The 15,291-nt window shown below is 71.6% G+C and carries 15 protein-coding genes; 11 read left to right on the forward strand and 4 right to left on the reverse strand.

The window, feature by feature from the left end; translation table 11 throughout:
• Positions 1 to 104: 104 nt before the first annotated feature.
• Positions 105 to 962 (forward strand): fumarylacetoacetate hydrolase family protein, encoded by an 858-nt coding sequence (locus OG828_RS30955; RefSeq protein ID WP_328363937.1) that lies wholly within the window; start codon positions 105 to 107, stop codon positions 960 to 962.
• Between the two features lie 98 nt (positions 963 to 1,060).
• On the opposite strand, the gene OG828_RS30960 is transcribed toward OG828_RS30955, so the two are convergent.
• Together OG828_RS30960 and OG828_RS30965 are read right to left on the reverse strand one after the other, a co-directional pair.
• Complete coding sequence (locus OG828_RS30960; protein ID WP_328363939.1) at positions 1,061 to 1,567, reverse strand: heme-degrading domain-containing protein; 507 nt, start codon at positions 1,565 to 1,567, stop codon at positions 1,061 to 1,063.
• The gene (locus tag OG828_RS30965) at positions 1,564 to 2,637 is read right to left on the reverse strand and encodes a Gfo/Idh/MocA family protein (RefSeq protein WP_328440412.1); all 1,074 of its coding nucleotides are present in this window, start codon (positions 2,635 to 2,637) and stop codon (positions 1,564 to 1,566) included. Before OG828_RS30965 ends, OG828_RS30960 begins: the two co-directional genes overlap by 4 nt.
• Between OG828_RS30965 and OG828_RS30970 the strand changes: the two genes are divergently transcribed.
• Positions 2,636 to 3,838 (forward strand): ROK family protein, encoded by a 1,203-nt coding sequence (locus OG828_RS30970; protein ID WP_443062447.1) that lies wholly within the window; start codon positions 2,636 to 2,638, stop codon positions 3,836 to 3,838. The two genes, OG828_RS30965 and OG828_RS30970, sit on opposite strands and share 2 nt — an antisense overlap.
• A gap of 39 nt (positions 3,839 to 3,877) precedes the next feature.
• Here the strand turns inward: OG828_RS30970 and OG828_RS30975 are convergent, their stop codons facing one another.
• A complete protein-coding gene (locus OG828_RS30975) occupies positions 3,878 to 4,456 on the reverse strand; it encodes a TetR/AcrR family transcriptional regulator (RefSeq protein ID WP_328363945.1) in 579 nt (192 codons plus the stop codon).
• A gap of 51 nt (positions 4,457 to 4,507) precedes the next feature.
• Between OG828_RS30975 and OG828_RS30980 the strand changes: the two genes are divergently transcribed.
• The 8 genes from OG828_RS30980 to OG828_RS31015 all read left to right on the forward strand — a co-directional run bounded on the left by OG828_RS30980 (position 4,508) and on the right by OG828_RS31015 (position 13,015).
• Positions 4,508 to 5,389 (forward strand): SDR family oxidoreductase, encoded by an 882-nt coding sequence (locus OG828_RS30980; RefSeq protein WP_328502981.1) that lies wholly within the window; start codon positions 4,508 to 4,510, stop codon positions 5,387 to 5,389.
• Between the two features lie 155 nt (positions 5,390 to 5,544).
• A complete protein-coding gene (locus OG828_RS30985) occupies positions 5,545 to 6,276 on the forward strand; it encodes a hypothetical protein (protein ID WP_328502982.1) in 732 nt (243 codons plus the stop codon).
• Positions 6,277 to 6,396: 120 nt separating this feature from the next.
• Complete coding sequence (locus OG828_RS30990; protein WP_328502983.1) at positions 6,397 to 6,801, forward strand: hypothetical protein; 405 nt, start codon at positions 6,397 to 6,399, stop codon at positions 6,799 to 6,801.
• Between the two features lie 62 nt (positions 6,802 to 6,863).
• Positions 6,864 to 9,206, forward strand: coding sequence for a protein translocase subunit SecD (secD, locus tag OG828_RS30995; RefSeq protein ID WP_328502984.1), 2,343 nt, complete (start codon positions 6,864 to 6,866; stop codon positions 9,204 to 9,206).
• A gap of 79 nt (positions 9,207 to 9,285) precedes the next feature.
• Positions 9,286 to 10,752 carry a flavin-containing monooxygenase gene (locus OG828_RS31000; RefSeq protein ID WP_328502985.1) on the forward strand — a complete coding sequence of 489 codons (1,467 nt, stop codon included), beginning with the start codon at positions 9,286 to 9,288 and terminating at the stop codon, positions 10,750 to 10,752.
• Positions 10,753 to 10,857: 105 nt separating this feature from the next.
• Complete coding sequence (locus OG828_RS31005; RefSeq protein ID WP_328363958.1) at positions 10,858 to 11,637, forward strand: HAD-IIA family hydrolase; 780 nt, start codon at positions 10,858 to 10,860, stop codon at positions 11,635 to 11,637.
• 103 nt (positions 11,638 to 11,740) lie between these two features.
• Complete coding sequence (locus OG828_RS31010; protein WP_328504969.1) at positions 11,741 to 12,349, forward strand: hypothetical protein; 609 nt, start codon at positions 11,741 to 11,743, stop codon at positions 12,347 to 12,349.
• A 6-nt stretch (positions 12,350 to 12,355) separates the two neighbouring features.
• On the forward strand, positions 12,356 to 13,015 hold the full coding sequence (locus OG828_RS31015; RefSeq protein ID WP_328502986.1) for a class F sortase: 660 nt from the start codon (positions 12,356 to 12,358) through the stop codon (positions 13,013 to 13,015).
• A 242-nt stretch (positions 13,016 to 13,257) separates the two neighbouring features.
• Here the strand turns inward: OG828_RS31015 and OG828_RS31020 are convergent, their stop codons facing one another.
• Entirely contained in the window at positions 13,258 to 14,043 is a 786-nt protein-coding gene (locus tag OG828_RS31020; RefSeq protein WP_328502987.1) for a GAF and ANTAR domain-containing protein, read from the reverse strand.
• Positions 14,044 to 14,207: 164 nt separating this feature from the next.
• On the opposite strand from OG828_RS31020, the gene OG828_RS31025 reads away from it, so the two are divergent.
• Positions 14,208 to 15,245: a glycoside hydrolase family 6 protein gene (locus tag OG828_RS31025; RefSeq protein ID WP_328502988.1), complete on the forward strand. Its 1,038-nt coding sequence runs from the start codon at positions 14,208 to 14,210 to the stop codon at positions 15,243 to 15,245.
• Positions 15,246 to 15,291: the final 46 nt, after the last annotated feature.

Below are 15,291 nucleotides of genomic sequence, written 5' to 3' on the forward strand. Positions count from 1 at the left end.
GTCGGTGACCTTGGAGGATCGACCAGTCCTCCGATGGCTGCGTGCAGGCCGCACACCGGCCGTCGCCGTCGGCCGGGCGCCCGCGATCGAGGGAGATTGTGAACATGAAGCTGCTGCGAGTCGGTACGGCGGGATCCGAGCGGCCCGCGCTGCTCGACGACCGGGGGATCCTGCGGGACCTCTCCGGCCTCGTCCCGGACATCGACGGGTCGCTGCTCGCCGATGACGCCGCGCTCGGCCGGATCCGGGCGGCCGCCGGCGCCGGGGAACTGCCCGAGCTGGACGCGGCCGGGCTGCGGGTCGGGCCGCCGGTGGGGCGGATCGGCAAGATCGTGTGCATCGGGCTCAACTACCACGACCACGCCCGCGAGACGGGGGCCGAGCCGCCCCCCGAGCCGGTGATCTTCTTCAAGGCCGCGGACACGGTGGTCGGGCCGCACGACACGGTGCTGGTTCCCCGTCGGTCCGTGAAGACCGACTGGGAGGTCGAGCTGGCGGTCGTCATCGGGCGTACGGCCCGGTATCTGGACTCGACCGAGGAGGCGCTCGCTCATGTCGCCGGGTATGCGGTGTCGCATGACGTGTCCGAGCGGGAGTTCCAGATCGAGCGGGGCGGGACGTGGGACAAGGGGAAGAACTGCGAGACGTTCAATCCGCTGGGGCCGTGGCTGGTGACGGCGGACGAGGTGGCGGATCCGCAGGGGCTTTCCCTGAAGCTGTGGGTCAACGGGGAGCTGAAGCAGGACGGGACCACGGCTGAGCAGATCTTTCCCGTGGGGGAGGTCGTGCGGTACGTCAGTCAGTTCATGACGCTTTATCCCGGGGACGTGATCAATACGGGGACGCCGGCGGGGGTGGCGCTGGGGCGGCCTGAGCCGAAGCCGTATTTGCGTTCCGGGGATGTTGTGGAGCTGGAGATCGAGGGGCTCGGTCGACAGCGGCAGGAGTTCAAAGACGCGTAGCCGCTCCGCTGGGTGAGCCGGGGAACTGCGCTTAGTTGTCGACTGCGGGCCGTATGTGGCTGGTCGCGCAGTTCCCCGCGCCCCTTCTCGGCGTTCCTCTACTGTTTCTCGAGGAAATGCTCCAGGGCTTCCACTACGAATTTGTGGTCCTGCAATTGCGGCAGTCCGCTCACCGTCACCGAACCGATCACGCCTGCGCCCTCCACGGTGATCGGGAAGGAGCCGCCGTGGGCCGCGTACTCGTCGGGGTCGAGGCGGGAGGAGTCCTCGAAGGTGGTGCCCTTGGCTCGGAAGCGGGCGCCTACCAGGTAGGAGGCTGAGCCGTAACGCTCGACCACTCGGCGTTTGCGGTTGATCCAGGCGTCGTTGTCGGGGGTGGAGCCGGGGAGGGCCGCGTGGAAGAGCTGCTGGCCGGCGCGGTGGATGTCGATGGCGACCGGGGCCTGGCGTTCGCGGGCCATCTCGACCAGCAGGGAGCCCAGGGCCCAGGCGTCGTCGTAGGTGAACTCGCGGAAGACCAGGCGGCGTTCCTGAGCCTCCAACTCCTCCAGCGGCGGGGTGAGTTCGGGGTGGAACTTCGGGGTCAGCTCGGGGTTGTGTGTCACAGCGTCACCGTCACATGGTCGCGGGCGGAACGGCGGGCCGCCTCCAGTACGTCGAGGGCGGCGGCCGCCTCCAGCGCGGTCACCGGGTTGGGACCGCCGTCCAGCAGGGCCTTCGCCACGGCCGCATAGTAGGCGGGGTAGTCGCCGGGGAGGGTCGGCTCGGGGCGGCCGCCGCCGGTCAGCGGGGACTCGCCGGAGCCGACGCGGCCCCAGAGGGACTCGGGTTCCGTGCCCCAGCCGGCGGTCGTGGAGGGCCGCTGCCCGTCCTTGAGTGCCGCCTCCTGCGGGTCCAGGCCGTGCTTCACATAGCCCGCCCGCGAGCCCAGCACCCGGAAGCGGGGGCCGAGCTGGGCGGTCGTCGCGGTGCAGTAGAGGTGGGAGCGGACTCCGCCCGCGTGGGTGAGGGCGATGAACGTGTCGTCGTCCGTCTCGGCGCCGGGGCGGCGGAGGTCCGACTCGGCGTACACGGACGTCGCGGGGCCGAAGAGGACCAGCGCCTGGTCGACGAGGTGGCTGCCGAGATCGTAGAGGAGACCTCCGATCTCTGCGGGGTCGCCGGACTCCCGCCAGCCGCCCTTGAGTTGCGGGCGCCAGCGCTCGAAACGGGACTCGAAGCGCCATACGTCGCCCAGTTCGCCCTCGGCCAGCAGCTTGCGCAGGGTCAGGAAGTCGTTGTCCCAGCGGCGGTTCTGGAAGACGGAGAGCAGCAGCCCGCGCTCGTCCGCCAGCGCCGCGAGGTCGCGTGCCTCGGCCGCCGTGCCCGCGATCGGCTTGTCGACGACCACCGGGAGGCCCGCCTTGAGCGCGGTGGTGGCGAGCGGGACGTGCGTCTTGTTCGGGGACGCGACGACGATCAGGTCCAGCTCGTCGGCCCGGTCGAACAGCTCGTCCGGGGTGGCGGCGACGCGGACGTCCGGGAACTCGGCGCGGGCCTGCTCCGCGCGCTCGGGGTTCGAGGTGACCACCGTGTCGAGGGTGAGGGCCTCGGTGGCGGCGATCAGCGGGGCGTGGAAGACGGAGCCTGCGAGGCCGTAGCCGACCAGGCCGACGCGGAGAGGGGTAGCACTCATGGCTCCACTTTCGCAACGCTGTTGCCAAAGTGCAAGCGGTGGGGAGAATGGGGGCGTGAACAGGACGAAGGGCGGCCGCGACGAGGGCAGGGCGGGTGGCTTGAGGGGGGCGGTCGGTGGCGCGGATCTCTTTGCCCTGCGCAGTCATAACACCGCGCTCGTGCTCGATCTGCTGCGGGCGGCCGACGTCGACGGGATCAGCCGGCTCGAACTCGCCGAGCGCACCGGGCTCACCCCGCAGGCCGTCAGCAAGATCACGGCCCGGCTGCGGGAGGAGGGGCTCGTGACCGAGGCGGGGCGGCGCGCGTCCACGGGCGGGAAACCGCGGACCGTGCTTCGGCTGGTGCCGGAGGCGGGGCATGCGGTCGGGGTGCATCTCGACCGGGACGAGCTGCGGGCGGTCCTCGTCGACCTCAAGGGGAGTGTGGTGGGGGAGCGGTGTACGCCGCTGGACCTGGGGGCGGGGGCCGAGGCCGTGCTGGGGGAGGTGGAGGGGGCGGTTGCCGCCGTGCTGGGGACGGGCGTGGTTCCCGGGCTCACCGGTGTCGGGGTCGCGCTGCCCGGGCCGCTCGATCATGCGCGGGGGGTGCTGCACCGGGTCACCGGGTTTCCGGAGTGGGACGGGTTTCCGTTGCGGGCCGCGCTGGAGGAGCGGCTGGGGGTGCCGGTCGTCGTCGACAAGGACACCAACGCCGCCGCGCTCGGGCTCGCCGTCGGCCGTGGCGGCGGGGGCGGGTCCTTCGCTTATCTCCATCTCGGTACGGGGCTCGGGGCCGGGCTCGTGATCGGCGGGAACGTGCATCGGGGGGCGCGGACCGGGGCGGGTGAGTTCGGGCACCAGGTCATCCAGCTCGACGGGCCCCTCTGCACCTGCGGTGACCGCGGCTGCATCGAGGCGCTGTGCCTGGAGGCGGTCGCGCGCGGTGAGGTCGACGAGGCGGCGCGGGTGCTGGGAGCGGGGGCCGCGAATCTGGTGGGGCTGCTGGACATCGATGTGGTGCTGCTGGGCGGCCGGACGGTGGCTGCGGCGCCGGAGGTGTTCGTGCGGGGGGTGGGCGCGGTGCTGGAGGAGCGGGCTCGGCGGGAGGGGGCGGGGGAGGACGTGGTGCCGGTGAGGGTTGCGCCGGGTGGAGTGCAGGGGGTCGCGGAGGGGGCGGCGCAGTTGTTGCTTGCGCCGGTGTTCGGACGGGGGGACGGGTAGCGGGTAGGTGATGTGAGGGGATCAGGCAGGCGGCACCGATCAGCCCAGCGATGCGGTCGCCGCGCGCAAGTCCTCCAGGGCCGCCAGTGCGAAGGGCGCGAGCCCTTCCTCGTCGTCGCGGTCGCCTTCGCACCACTTGGCGTAGCCCCGCTTGAACGCGAGGACTCCCAGTTCGCCCGCGAGCTGCGCCGTCGGCTCGGGGACACCGCGGGCGACGAGCGCGGCTGTCATGGCTGCCGCGAGACCGACGCTCTTGAGGGCGTCACGCTCCTGGAGTTCGGTGCTGGCCGCCACGGCCGCCTTGAGGCGGGGCCCGAATTCGCGGTTCGCCGGCCCCATGGCACTCGACGCGCGTTCCAGCCCCGCCGCCACCGCCTGCAGCGGGCTCGCGCTCTCGGGCGCCTCGGCGATGCCGTCGGCGAGCAGCCTGCTGAGCGTCTCCTGCCCTGCGACCAGCAGTTCGCGCTTGTCGGCGAAGTGCCGGAAGAAGGTGCTCTTGGTGACGCCGGCGCGCTCGGCGATCTGCGCCACCGTTGTGGCGTCGTACCCCTGCTCGGTGAACAGGTCGACCGCCGCAACGACGAGTCGCTGGGTCGCCCCCGGTTGCCATCTAGCCATGCGCCCAGGATAGGTGATGGGACAATGGTCCCATCACTTCAGGGAGAGCTCATGCATGTCTTCATCACCGGCGGCACCGGCACCATCGGCTCCGCCGTCGTCGACGAGCTGCTCGCGGGCGGCCACACCGTTCTCGCACTGGCCCGCTCGGACGCCTCCGCGCAGGCCCTCGAGGGCGCCGGCGCCAAGGTGCTGCGAGGAGAGCTGGCGGACCTCGACGTCCTGCGGTCCGGCGCCGCACAGGCCGACGGCGTGATCAATCTGGCGTTCGGACGCGACTACAGCACTCAGGACGCGGTCGCGCGGTCCGTCGCCGAGGAGAGCGCCGCGCTCACCGCGCTGGGCCAGGAACTCATAGGGAGCGACCGCCCGCTCGTCACGTGTTCGGGCACGCCCCCGATGCCGGGGCGCGTCTCCACCGAGGCCGACCCGCTGCCGGCCGAAGGGCCCGTGGGCGGCCGGAGCCGTTCGGTCACGGCGCTGCTGGATCTCGCCCCGCGCGGTCTGCGCGTCATGGCCGTCCGCCTGCCGCGCACGGTCCACAACGAGGGACAGGGCGGATTCGCCGGCCTGCTGACCGCCGCGGCCCGCCGCAGCGGGGTGGCCGGCTACCCGGGCGACGGCACCCAGCGCTGGCCGGCCGTGCACGCGCGCGACGCGGCGGTTCTCTTCCGGCTGGTCCTCGAATCGGCCCCGGCCGGGACCGTGTGGCACGCCGTCGCCGACGAGGGTGACGCGGTGCGGGACATCGCGACAGTCATCGGCCGACGACTGGGACTGCCGGTCAAGGAGGTTCCGCAGGAAGACTTCGGCCCGTTCGGCCCGTTGTTCGCCATGGACCAGCCGGCGTCCAGCGCCCACACCCGCGATGCCCTCGGCTGGCAGCCGACGCACCCCGGCCTCCTCGAGGACCTGGAGAACATTCAGCCCTGACGGCCGGCTGAAGGGGAACGTGATCCGCGCCCCCGATCGAGCGCAGCCCCCGATCGAGCACAGCCCCAGATCGAGCACAGCCCCACCCCCATCCGAGGGCACCCCCGGCATGGCGCACAGGAACCCCCACCCCCGCCCACCATGCTCATGTGCTCATGCGACTGTTCACGCCCGCCTCCCTCTGCCTCGCGGTGGCAGCCGCCCTTCTCCCCGCCGCGGCGCATGCGGACACCGAAGCCGCCTGTGCCGCCCCCGACGACGGCACCTTTCCCCTCATTACCCGCATCCACGGCGGCCCCGCCTCCTATGAAGCCGGCGGTGGCTACGGGACCTGGTCCCTCGACCTCACCAACACCACCGACCGGACCTGCTCCGGCATCCACCCGGTCGTCGTCCTCGTCGACGAACGGCACACGCTGAAGCCCTCGCAGCCCCGACTCGAGTTCTACGACGGACCCCGCCCGCGTCCGGTGCGCTTCGAGGCGACCGACGCCGACGAACTGGTCGGGGCCTTCGGGGGCGACCACGACGGCTTTCCCGGTTTCACCGTCGGCCCGGGCGGGACGGTCACCGTGAAGGTGAGGCTGGCGGTGACGTCGGACGCGGCGCCCAACCGGGTCACCGCGAACGCGGCCGTCGTACAGCGGCATGAGGACGACGGCGACTGGGTCGGCCAGTCCAACGACTACCGCTTCGGCATCGACGCCGACCCGGAACCCACCCCGCCACCCGCCGACGCCTCCGCCCCGCCCACCACTCGCCCCCTCCCCTTCGCCGACGAACTCGCCCGCACCGGCCTCGGCACACCGCCCGGTGCCCTCGCCGCCACCGTCGCCTTCCTGCTCACCACGGGCGGCGCGCTGTACCTCGTACGCAGGCGCCGCTGAGCCGGGAACCTCAGGACGCCCGACGGCGTTCGTGTCACTGACGGCGGGACGAGCCGAGCCGTCGGCTCATCGTGCCCAACTGCTGATTCCGTACGACGACTTGACCGGGGGGCAAGAGGCGTGCAGCAGCACCGCGCACACCCCACGCGCCAGGCCGCCGTCGTGGTCTCCGCGCTGCTCGCGGTCCTGACCTTCCTCCTGCCGGTGTCGGCCAAGTCGGTGCCGGCGTCCCGCCCGTCCTCGGCGGGCACGGCCGCGACAGTGACCGCGCAGGCGTCCGCGACCGCCGACGCGCAGCGAACCGTCGCCGTGGCGCGTCCCGTTCTCGGCCAAGCCGACGCCGTGCCGTACCCGTTCCACGGCTTCCTGGGCCCTGGCGCCGGGGACGCGGCCCCGCACCGCGCTGTCGGTGGGCCCCCTGCGGCCGTGGTGGCCGCGGACGCAGGAGCGAGCCGGGGCGCCCATGCGTGTCGCCCGCGTGGCCCGCCGTCCCGATGGAGCACCGAAGTCCGTATCGACGCCTGACCGTTCGCCTCCGCGCCCGGCGCAGACGTCGACTCCGTCTGCCTGCCCATCGTGGAGAACTCATGTCTCGTGCGCCCATGTGGCGGGCGATCGTCGCCCTAGGTGTGATCGCCGCCTCGCTCTTCTTCGCTCTCACCCAGTCCGCCCGCCTCGGCCTCGACCTGCGCGGCGGCACCCAGATCGTCCTGGAGACCAAGGACTCACCCGTCGTCGAGGCCGATGCCGAATCGACCCAGCGGGCTCTGGAGGTGCTCCGCCAGCGGGTCGACGCGCTCGGCGTGTCCGAGCCGAGCCTGTACCGGTCCGGACAGCAGCGGATCTTCGTCGAGCTGCCCGGCCTGCAGGACCCGCGCGAGGCCGCTGAAGTCATCGGCCGCACCGCGCAGTTGACCGTCCACCCGGTGCAGGGCGCGACGGACAAACAGGACGAGAACAAGGGCAAGCCGGCCGAGGACGGCTCGCGCACCCTGGCCGACCCCGACCAGAAAGGGGCGTTCCTCAAGCTCGGGCCCACCGCCCTCACCGGCGAGGGCGTCAAGGACGCCGAGGCCGTGCTCGACCAGCAGCAGATGTCGGGCTGGATGGTCGACCTCACCTTCCGCGGGCAGGCAGGCAAGGACTGGGCACGGGTCACCGGGGCGGCGGCCTGTGCCCCGCAGGGCGCCCCCGAGCGGCGCGTCGCCATCGTCCTGGACGGCAAGATCCTCTCGGCGCCCGGCGTCAACGCGGACGTGGCGTGCAAGGTCGGCATCTCCGGCGGCTCCACGCAGATCACCGGCGGCTTCGGCCGGGAAGAGGCGCGCGATCTGGCCGCGCTCGTCAAGGGCGGTGCGCTGCCGGTGCCCGTAGAGGTCGTGGAACAGCGCACCGTCGGCCCCACGCTCGGTGCCGACGCCATCGCCGCCGGCACCCAGGCAGCGATCATCGGGCTCGCCCTGACGGGGCTGTTCATCCTCGTCGTCTACCGGCTGCTCGGCGCCCTGGCCACCATCGCGCTCGCGCTGTACGGGCTGATCTCCTACGCCGCACTGGTCGCCCTGGGCGCGACCCTGACCCTGCCCGGACTCGCCGGTTTCGTCCTGGCGATCGGCATGGCGGTGGACGCGAACGTGCTGGTCTTCGAGCGTGCCCGCGAGGAGTATCTGGCAGTCCGCGCCCTGAAGTCGGCCTCGGCGCGCCTGGACAAGCCGCTGCGCACCGCCTTCGGCAAGACGTGGAGCGCGGTCGTCGACTCGAATGTGACCACGCTGCTCGCGTCCGGGCTGCTCTTCTTCTTCGCCACCGGACCCGTCAAGGGCTTCGGCGTCACGCTCTCCATCGGTGTCCTCGTCTCGATGATCTCGGCCCTGGTCATCACCCGGGTCCTCGCCGACTTCGCGATCCGGCGCCGCTTCGTGCGGGGCCGGCCCGGCCTGACCGGGATCACCTCCACCGGCCGGGTGCGCGCCTGGCTCGCGCACCGCGAACCCCGCCTGGTGCACCACCGGCGCCGCTGGCTCGGCGTCAGCGCGCTGCTGATCGTGGTCGCCGTCGCCGGAATCGGCCTGCGTGGCCTGGACTTCGGGGTGGAGTTCACCGGCGGGCGCCTGGTGCAGTACAGCACCAGCAGGCCCGTGGACGTGGACGCGGCGCGCACGGCGGTCACGGAGGCCGGGTTCCCGCGCGCGTTGGTGCAGGAGTCGGGGGACGGGGACATCTCGGTCCGCACCGGTGAGCTGAGCAACGACCAGCAGCACACGATCAGAACGGCGCTGGCGAAGGAGGGCGGCGAGGTCACCGTCGAGCGGGACGAGCTGATCGGCCCGAGCCTCGGCGACGAACTGCGCCGGAACGCGCTCATCGCGCTCGGCATCGCCGTCGCGGCCCAGCTGATCTACCTCAGCGTGCGGTTCCGGTGGACGTTCGCCGCTGCGGCCGTATCGGCCATGGTGCACGACGTGCTGCTCGTGGTGGGCCTGTTCGCCTGGCTCGGCAAGCCCGTCGACAGCGTCTTCCTGGCGGCCCTGCTCACGATCATCGGGTACTCCGTCAATGACACCGTCGTCGTCTTCGACCGGGTGCGCGAGGCGCGCCGCCGCGATCCGGCGGCGGACCTGGAAACCACCGCGAACAAGGCCGTCATCCAGACGCTGCCGCGCACGGTGAACACCGGTATGGGCGCGCTGTTCATCCTGGCAGCCTTGGCCGTGCTCGGCCGTGACTCCCTCGCGGACTTCTCCCTGGCACTGATCGCCGGCGTGGTGATCGGTATGGCGTCGACGGTGTTCACCGCGGTGCCGATCGCCGTGCAACTCGAGGGCCGCCGACCGGCGCCTCCAGTGCGTCCCAAGCGCAGCGAGGACAGCGGAGCGCGCAGTCCGCTGGAGCGACGCGGGCGGGCGCGGGGTTCAGGCGCTGTGGTGTGAGGGCGCCCTGGGCATGGAGGTCCGCGACCGGGATGATGAGCGAGCTGGACACGGCGATCGCCAGGGGGAGTGACAGCTGATGAGAGCGTGTGTGGTCGGGGCCGGCCCCGGGGGAATCGTCACCGCCAAGGTGCTGCTGGAGAACGGCTTCGACGTCACGGTCTTCGACAAGTACCAGCAGGTCGGCGGGATCTGGTCAGCGCAGGGCTGCTACGACGGGCTGGCCAACCAGTCCGCGCTCCGTATCTTCGAGTTCGCGGACCTGCCCAACCGCCTGCACTTCGCCGGCGCGGTGGACACGCAACGCTACCTGGAGGACTACGCCAAGACCTTCGGTGTACTGGACCGCGTCCGGTCCGGTACCGAGGTGATCTCCATCAGGCCGGTGGAGGGGCCCGGGCGGGCGGGCGCCTCCGGCTGGTCGGTCGACTCCCGGCCCGCCGGGGACAAGGCGGCGGACGTTCATCGCGAGACATTCGACTACGTCGTTGTCGCCAGCGGGGCTCATCATCATCCCCGACTGCCCGAGCTGCCCGGGCGTGAGTCGTTCCGTGGGACCGTGCTGCACTCCAACGAGGTGCGGGCCGGGACATTCGCGGGGCGGCGCGTCGTCGTCGTGGGCGGCGGCAAGTCCGCATTGGACCTGATCACCCGCGCCGCACGCGAGGCGGCCTCGGCCACGATCGTGCAGCGCAAGGTGAACTGGATGATCCCCGAGCGGCTCCTGCTCGGACTGGTCGGCTACAAGTGGATCCTGTTCACCCGGTTCGGCGAGGCGCTCCTGCCCCGCTACCACGATCCGGCCTGCGTCCGCCCGATCGACCGCATCGACGAGCGGGCCAAGCGGGCCCTGTGGTGGCTCATCACCCGCGACATGCTGCTTTCCACCGGGCTGTACCGGCTGCCGAGACATCTGCGGCCCGCTCACGCGCTCCCCTTCCACCTCGCCCACGCGGGAGTGATGCCACGCGGCTACGCGCGGGCCGTCCGCCGCGGCCTGATCGCCCCCAAGGTCAGTGCCGTCGAGGCGTACACCGACAAGGGGCTGCGACTGGCGACCGGCGAGGAAGTGGCGGCGGATGTCATCGTGTTCGCCACCGGGCATCACAAGACCTTCCCGTTCCTGGACTCGAGCGTGCGCGTGCACGATTCCGACGGGAGGCTGCGGCTCTACCGAGGCATCGTGCCACCCGGCGCCGACCGGCTGGGGTTCGTCGGTTTCCGGCAGGTCTTCAACAACATCATGGGCGTGGAACTCACCGCGCACTGGCTGACCCGTCATTTCCGGGCGACGCTGCGCACCACCCCGGGCGAGCAGGGGATGATCGAGGCCATCGACGCTCGCCTGGCCTGGCAGGAGCAGGTACTGCCAGGCTCCGGCGGCTACGACTTCGGCCCCTACGACATCCACTGCGCGGACGAACTCCTGCACGACATGGGGTTGCCATCCCGCCGCGCCGGCAACCTGCTGGCCGAATACCTGCTTCCCGGCGGAGTGGCACACCGCTACGCGGGCCTGACTCGATCGGTCATCGGTACCGGGTGATCGACGGGGTCGAGATCACCGCTTCCTGACTACGCTGGGGGCGTCGGTACGCCGTGGTTCCGGCGCCCCCGCACATGCACGCACGTACGGCAGGAGAACCCGCACATGGCAGACCGCAAGCCCATCGAGTCATGGCTCACCGACATGGACGGTGTGCTCATTCACGAGGGCGTTCCGATCCCCGGTGCCGACGCGTTCCTGAAGAAGCTGCGTGAGTCCGGGAAGCCCTTCCTGGTCCTCACCAACAACTCGATGTACACCCCGCGCGACCTGCACGCCCGGCTGCGCCGCATGGGCCTTGAGGTGCCGATCGAGTCCATCTGGACCTCGGCGCTGGCCACCGCACAGTTCCTGGACGACCAGCGGCCCGGCGGGTCCGCGTACGTCATCGGCGAGGCCGGCCTGACCACCGCGCTGCACGACATCGGCTACATCCTCACCGACCACGAGCCCGATTACGTCGTCCTCGGCGAGACCCGGACTTATTCGTTCGAGGCCATGACCAAGGCCGTACGGCTGATCCTGGGCGGTGCCCGCTTCATCTGCACCAACCCCGACGAGACCGGCCCCTCCACCGAGGGCCCGCTGCCCGCCACCGGCGCCGTCGCCGCGCTGATCACCCAGGCGACCGGAAAGAAGCCGTACTTCGCGGGCAAGCCGAACCCGCTGATGATGCGCACCGGGCTGAACGCGATCGGCGCGCACTCCGAGACCAGCGCGATGATCGGCGACCGCATGGACACGGACGTGCTGGCCGGCATGGAGGCCGGGATGCAGACCTTCCTGGTGCTCACCGGGCTGACACGGCCCGAGCAGGTCGAGGACTTTCCCTACCGGCCGTCGAAGGTCGTCGACTCCATCGCCGACCTCGTCGACCGGGTCTGAAACCCGGTTCCCACGAAATCCAACTCGTACGGAGCAGCGCGGCCCGGCTGAGGATGCGCGGCCGGGCCCCGCGGGGGAGCCTCCTGACTACGGGAGGTTCATGATGGGTCCACTGAAAGTCACTCTCTGTGCGGGCGCGGCGATCTTCGCGGCGCTCACCCCGGCCGCCCACGCGGCGGACGGAGGCGGCCTCTCGGTGACCCCGGCGTCCCCCGCCCCCGGTACCGACATCGCCCTCAGAACCACCGGCTGCTCCACGACCACCGCCACCGCGGCCTCACCGGCCTTCGTCGCCGACGCCCGCCTCACCGGCCCCGGCGGCACGCTCGTCGGGGAGACCCGCGTCAGCTCCTCGGTCAGGGCGGGTACGTACGACGTGCGGGTCAGCTGCGGGGGCGGGCAGACGAGGGGCGCCCTGACCGTCGTAGCGAAAACGCCACTGAAGACACCACCGAAGGCGCAGCCGGACATGCCATCGGAGACGCAGCCGTCGGCCCCGCACCACCCCACCGCCCCCGCCTCCTCACCCGTGGCCCCCGTCCAGGCGGGCGGCGGTGGTGCGGCCCGGCTCGGTGCCGAAGCCGAGGCGGATGCCGAGGCCGACGAGGCAGGGCCCGGTACGGGGCACGCGGTGACCGGGCTGGTGCTGGCGGGTGTCGCCGCGGTCGCCGTGGCGCTGCGCGGCGCCCGCCGGAGCCGCGGAACGGACTGACCGGCGATGTCCGAGCGCTCCTCGGGTACCGGCCGCCTCACGACGGGGCTGGTCTGGGCGGTGCTGCTGCTCGGGCTGTGGCTGTGGGGGCGGGAGGTCACCGACGTACGGCACGGGACAGCCACACCCACCACCGGCGACATGGCGGCGGTCGGCCGCCCGCCGGACGCCGAACTGCCGCCCGCCGCCCGGCCGTTGAAGGCCGCGATGCCGCAGCGCATCGACATCCCCGACCTGGGAGTGCAGGCCCCCGTCGTGGCCCGCGGGCTCGACGCGCACGGCGCCGTCGACGCACCGCCCCTCGACCAGCCCGGAGTGGTCGGCTGGTACGCGGGGGGCGCGAAACCCGGCGCCGCGGGCACCGCGCTCATGGTCGGACACGCCGACACCGAGACCCGCCCCGCCGTCTTCCACAAGATCAGCTCTCTGCAGCCCGGCGCGACGGTCCGCGTCATCCGCGACGACGGCAGGATCGCCGAGTTCACCGTCGACGACATCCAGGTGGTGACCCGCGACCACTTCGACGCCCATCAGGCCTACGGCCCCCATCACACCGGCCGCCCCGAGCTACGGCTGATCACCTGCGGCGGCACCTTCGACCGACAGAGCCGCAGCTATACGGCAAACGTGATCGTGTCGGCGTACCTGACGAGGACAGGCTCCTGACGATTCCGGAGTCACCCGGCCCGGTCGACGGCCCGCTCCCCCTGAAGCCGCCGACCGGGCTGGTCCTCGACCGCGCGCGCTCGGGCTGCGGGAGTAACCCGGTGACCGGCGCGGGAGGCTTGGAAGCCACAGTGGGGGGACGACTGGCCGGGGACTGGGGCCGTCGAGGACGACTGTAGAACGAAAAACGCTGCCCGGCATAGAGCTTGCAGGTGGTGCAGGGGTCTGGGTGGTGCAGGGGTCTACGCGGGCCCACCGACCGTTCCCCCGCTCTCCCCGCCCTCCCCGCGCAACTCCGCGTCATCCGCGACCCGTTCGATGACAGCGCTCGCCACCCGGTCGATCGGAAGCCTGCGCCGGCGCGCGTACTGCCGCAGGGCCGCGAACGCGTCGTCCGCCCCCGTGCCCCAGCGCTCCGCCAGCATCCCCTTCGCCTGCTCGATCCGCACCCGGCTGGACAGGGCCTCCTGCAACTGCCCGGCCAGCGTGCGGTACTGCACATACGCGCGATGGTTCTGCAGTCCTACGGCGGCGGCGTCGGCCAGCGCCTGGGCCAGCGCCAGTTCCGTCTCACCGGCACGCCCGTCGTGCTCGGGGGGCGTCGGCACGAACACATTGAGCGCGCCGAGCAGTGTCTCGCGGCGGCGCAGCGGCACCGCATACGTCGCCATGACGTCGTGCCGCAGCGCCCGCTCGGTGAAGTCCGGCCAGCGGGCGTCGGCGTGGGCGAGCCGGATGGACACCGGCGGCACCGGCTGCCCGGAGCTGTAGCTGTCCAGGCAGGGCCCGCCGCCGTGCTGCGCCTCCAGCAGGTCGAGGGCGACCTCCTGCTGCCGGCTGCTCCCGGCCAGCGACACCGCCCGCCCGCCGTCGATCAGCATGATCCCGGCCGCCCGCGCGGCCAGCAGTTCTACACAGTGGTCCGAGATCACCTGTAAGTAGCGCGTGGCCTCGAAGGCGTCGGTGAGGGTGTCCGCCGCCTCCACGAGAGCCTGAGCGAGCTGTATCTCCCGGCCGGTGTGCTGCATGCCCGCGCACTCCCCTTCGTGTGTCTCTGCGCCCTCCTCTCAGGCGCGCGCCTCCCCAGACCATCGGGGCTGTAACAGCTCTCCGACAAGGCTCGGGCGGCCTCGTGGGCGCCGCGTTACGTATGTCAGGATTGAGACTCGAACGGTGCACCCAAGGGGGGTGGATGTACGGCAACAGGGGGGTGAGGTCTTTGTCGGCCGGAACACGGGCGTCCGCAGTGGTGCTGGGGGCGGCGCTACTGCTCGCGGGGTGCTCTTCCGGGGACGGGGACGGCGGGGAGGAGACCGGCGACGCCGGTGCGAAGATCTCCCAACAGCCCAAGGAGACCGACCCGTTCTGGGTCAACCCGGAGGGAAACGCGGCCACGCAGGTCGCGACGTACGCGAAAGATGGCAAGCAGGACGAGGCCGAGCAGATCCGCAAGATCGCTCAGCAGCCGACGGGCGAGTGGCTCACTCCGGAGAGCGCCGAGCAGGAGGCGCGCGGCTTCACCGAGGCCGCCGAGAAGGCCGACCGCGATGCGCTGCTCGTCGTCTACAACATTCCGCACCGCGACTGCGGCCAGTTCTCCGGCGGCGGCGCCGCGGACGGCAACGCGTACCGGGAGTTCATCGACCAGGTCGCCAAGGGCATCGGCGACCGCTCCGCGACGGTGATCCTCGAACCGGACGCGATCCTGCACCTGGTCGACGGCTGCACCCCGGACGAGTTCCACGAGGAGCGCTACGACCTCCTCAAGGGCGCCGTCGAGAAGCTCAAGGCCAACAAGAACACCAAGGTCTACCTGGACGCCGGCAACGCCGGCTGGGGCCGGCCCGACCAAATCTTCGAACCCCTCCAGTGGGCGGGCATCGACAAGGCCGACGGTTTCTCCGTCAACGTCTCGAACTTCTACACCACCGAGGACTCCATCGCCTACGGCAAGGAGCTCTCCGCGAAGGTCGGCAACAAGCCCTTCATCATCGACACCAGCCGCAACGGCAACGGCCCCTACACCGAGGGCAACCCCGACGAACGCTGGTGCAACCCACCCGGCCGCGCCCTCGGCGAAACCCCCACCACCAAAACGGCGGACCCCCTCGTTGACGCCTACGTCTGGGCCAAGCGCCCCGGCGAATCGGACGGCGAGTGCAAGGGCGGCCCGAAGGCGGGCGAGTGGTGGCCGGAGTACGCACTGAGCCTGGCCAAAGCCAGCAAGTGACCACATGACTAGGGGCGCCTTCCACATAGGAGGGCGCCCCTAGTCA

The sequence above is a fragment of the Streptomyces sp. NBC_00457 genome (genome assembly GCF_036014015.1).
GTDB lineage: Bacteria > Actinomycetota > Actinomycetes > Streptomycetales > Streptomycetaceae > Streptomyces.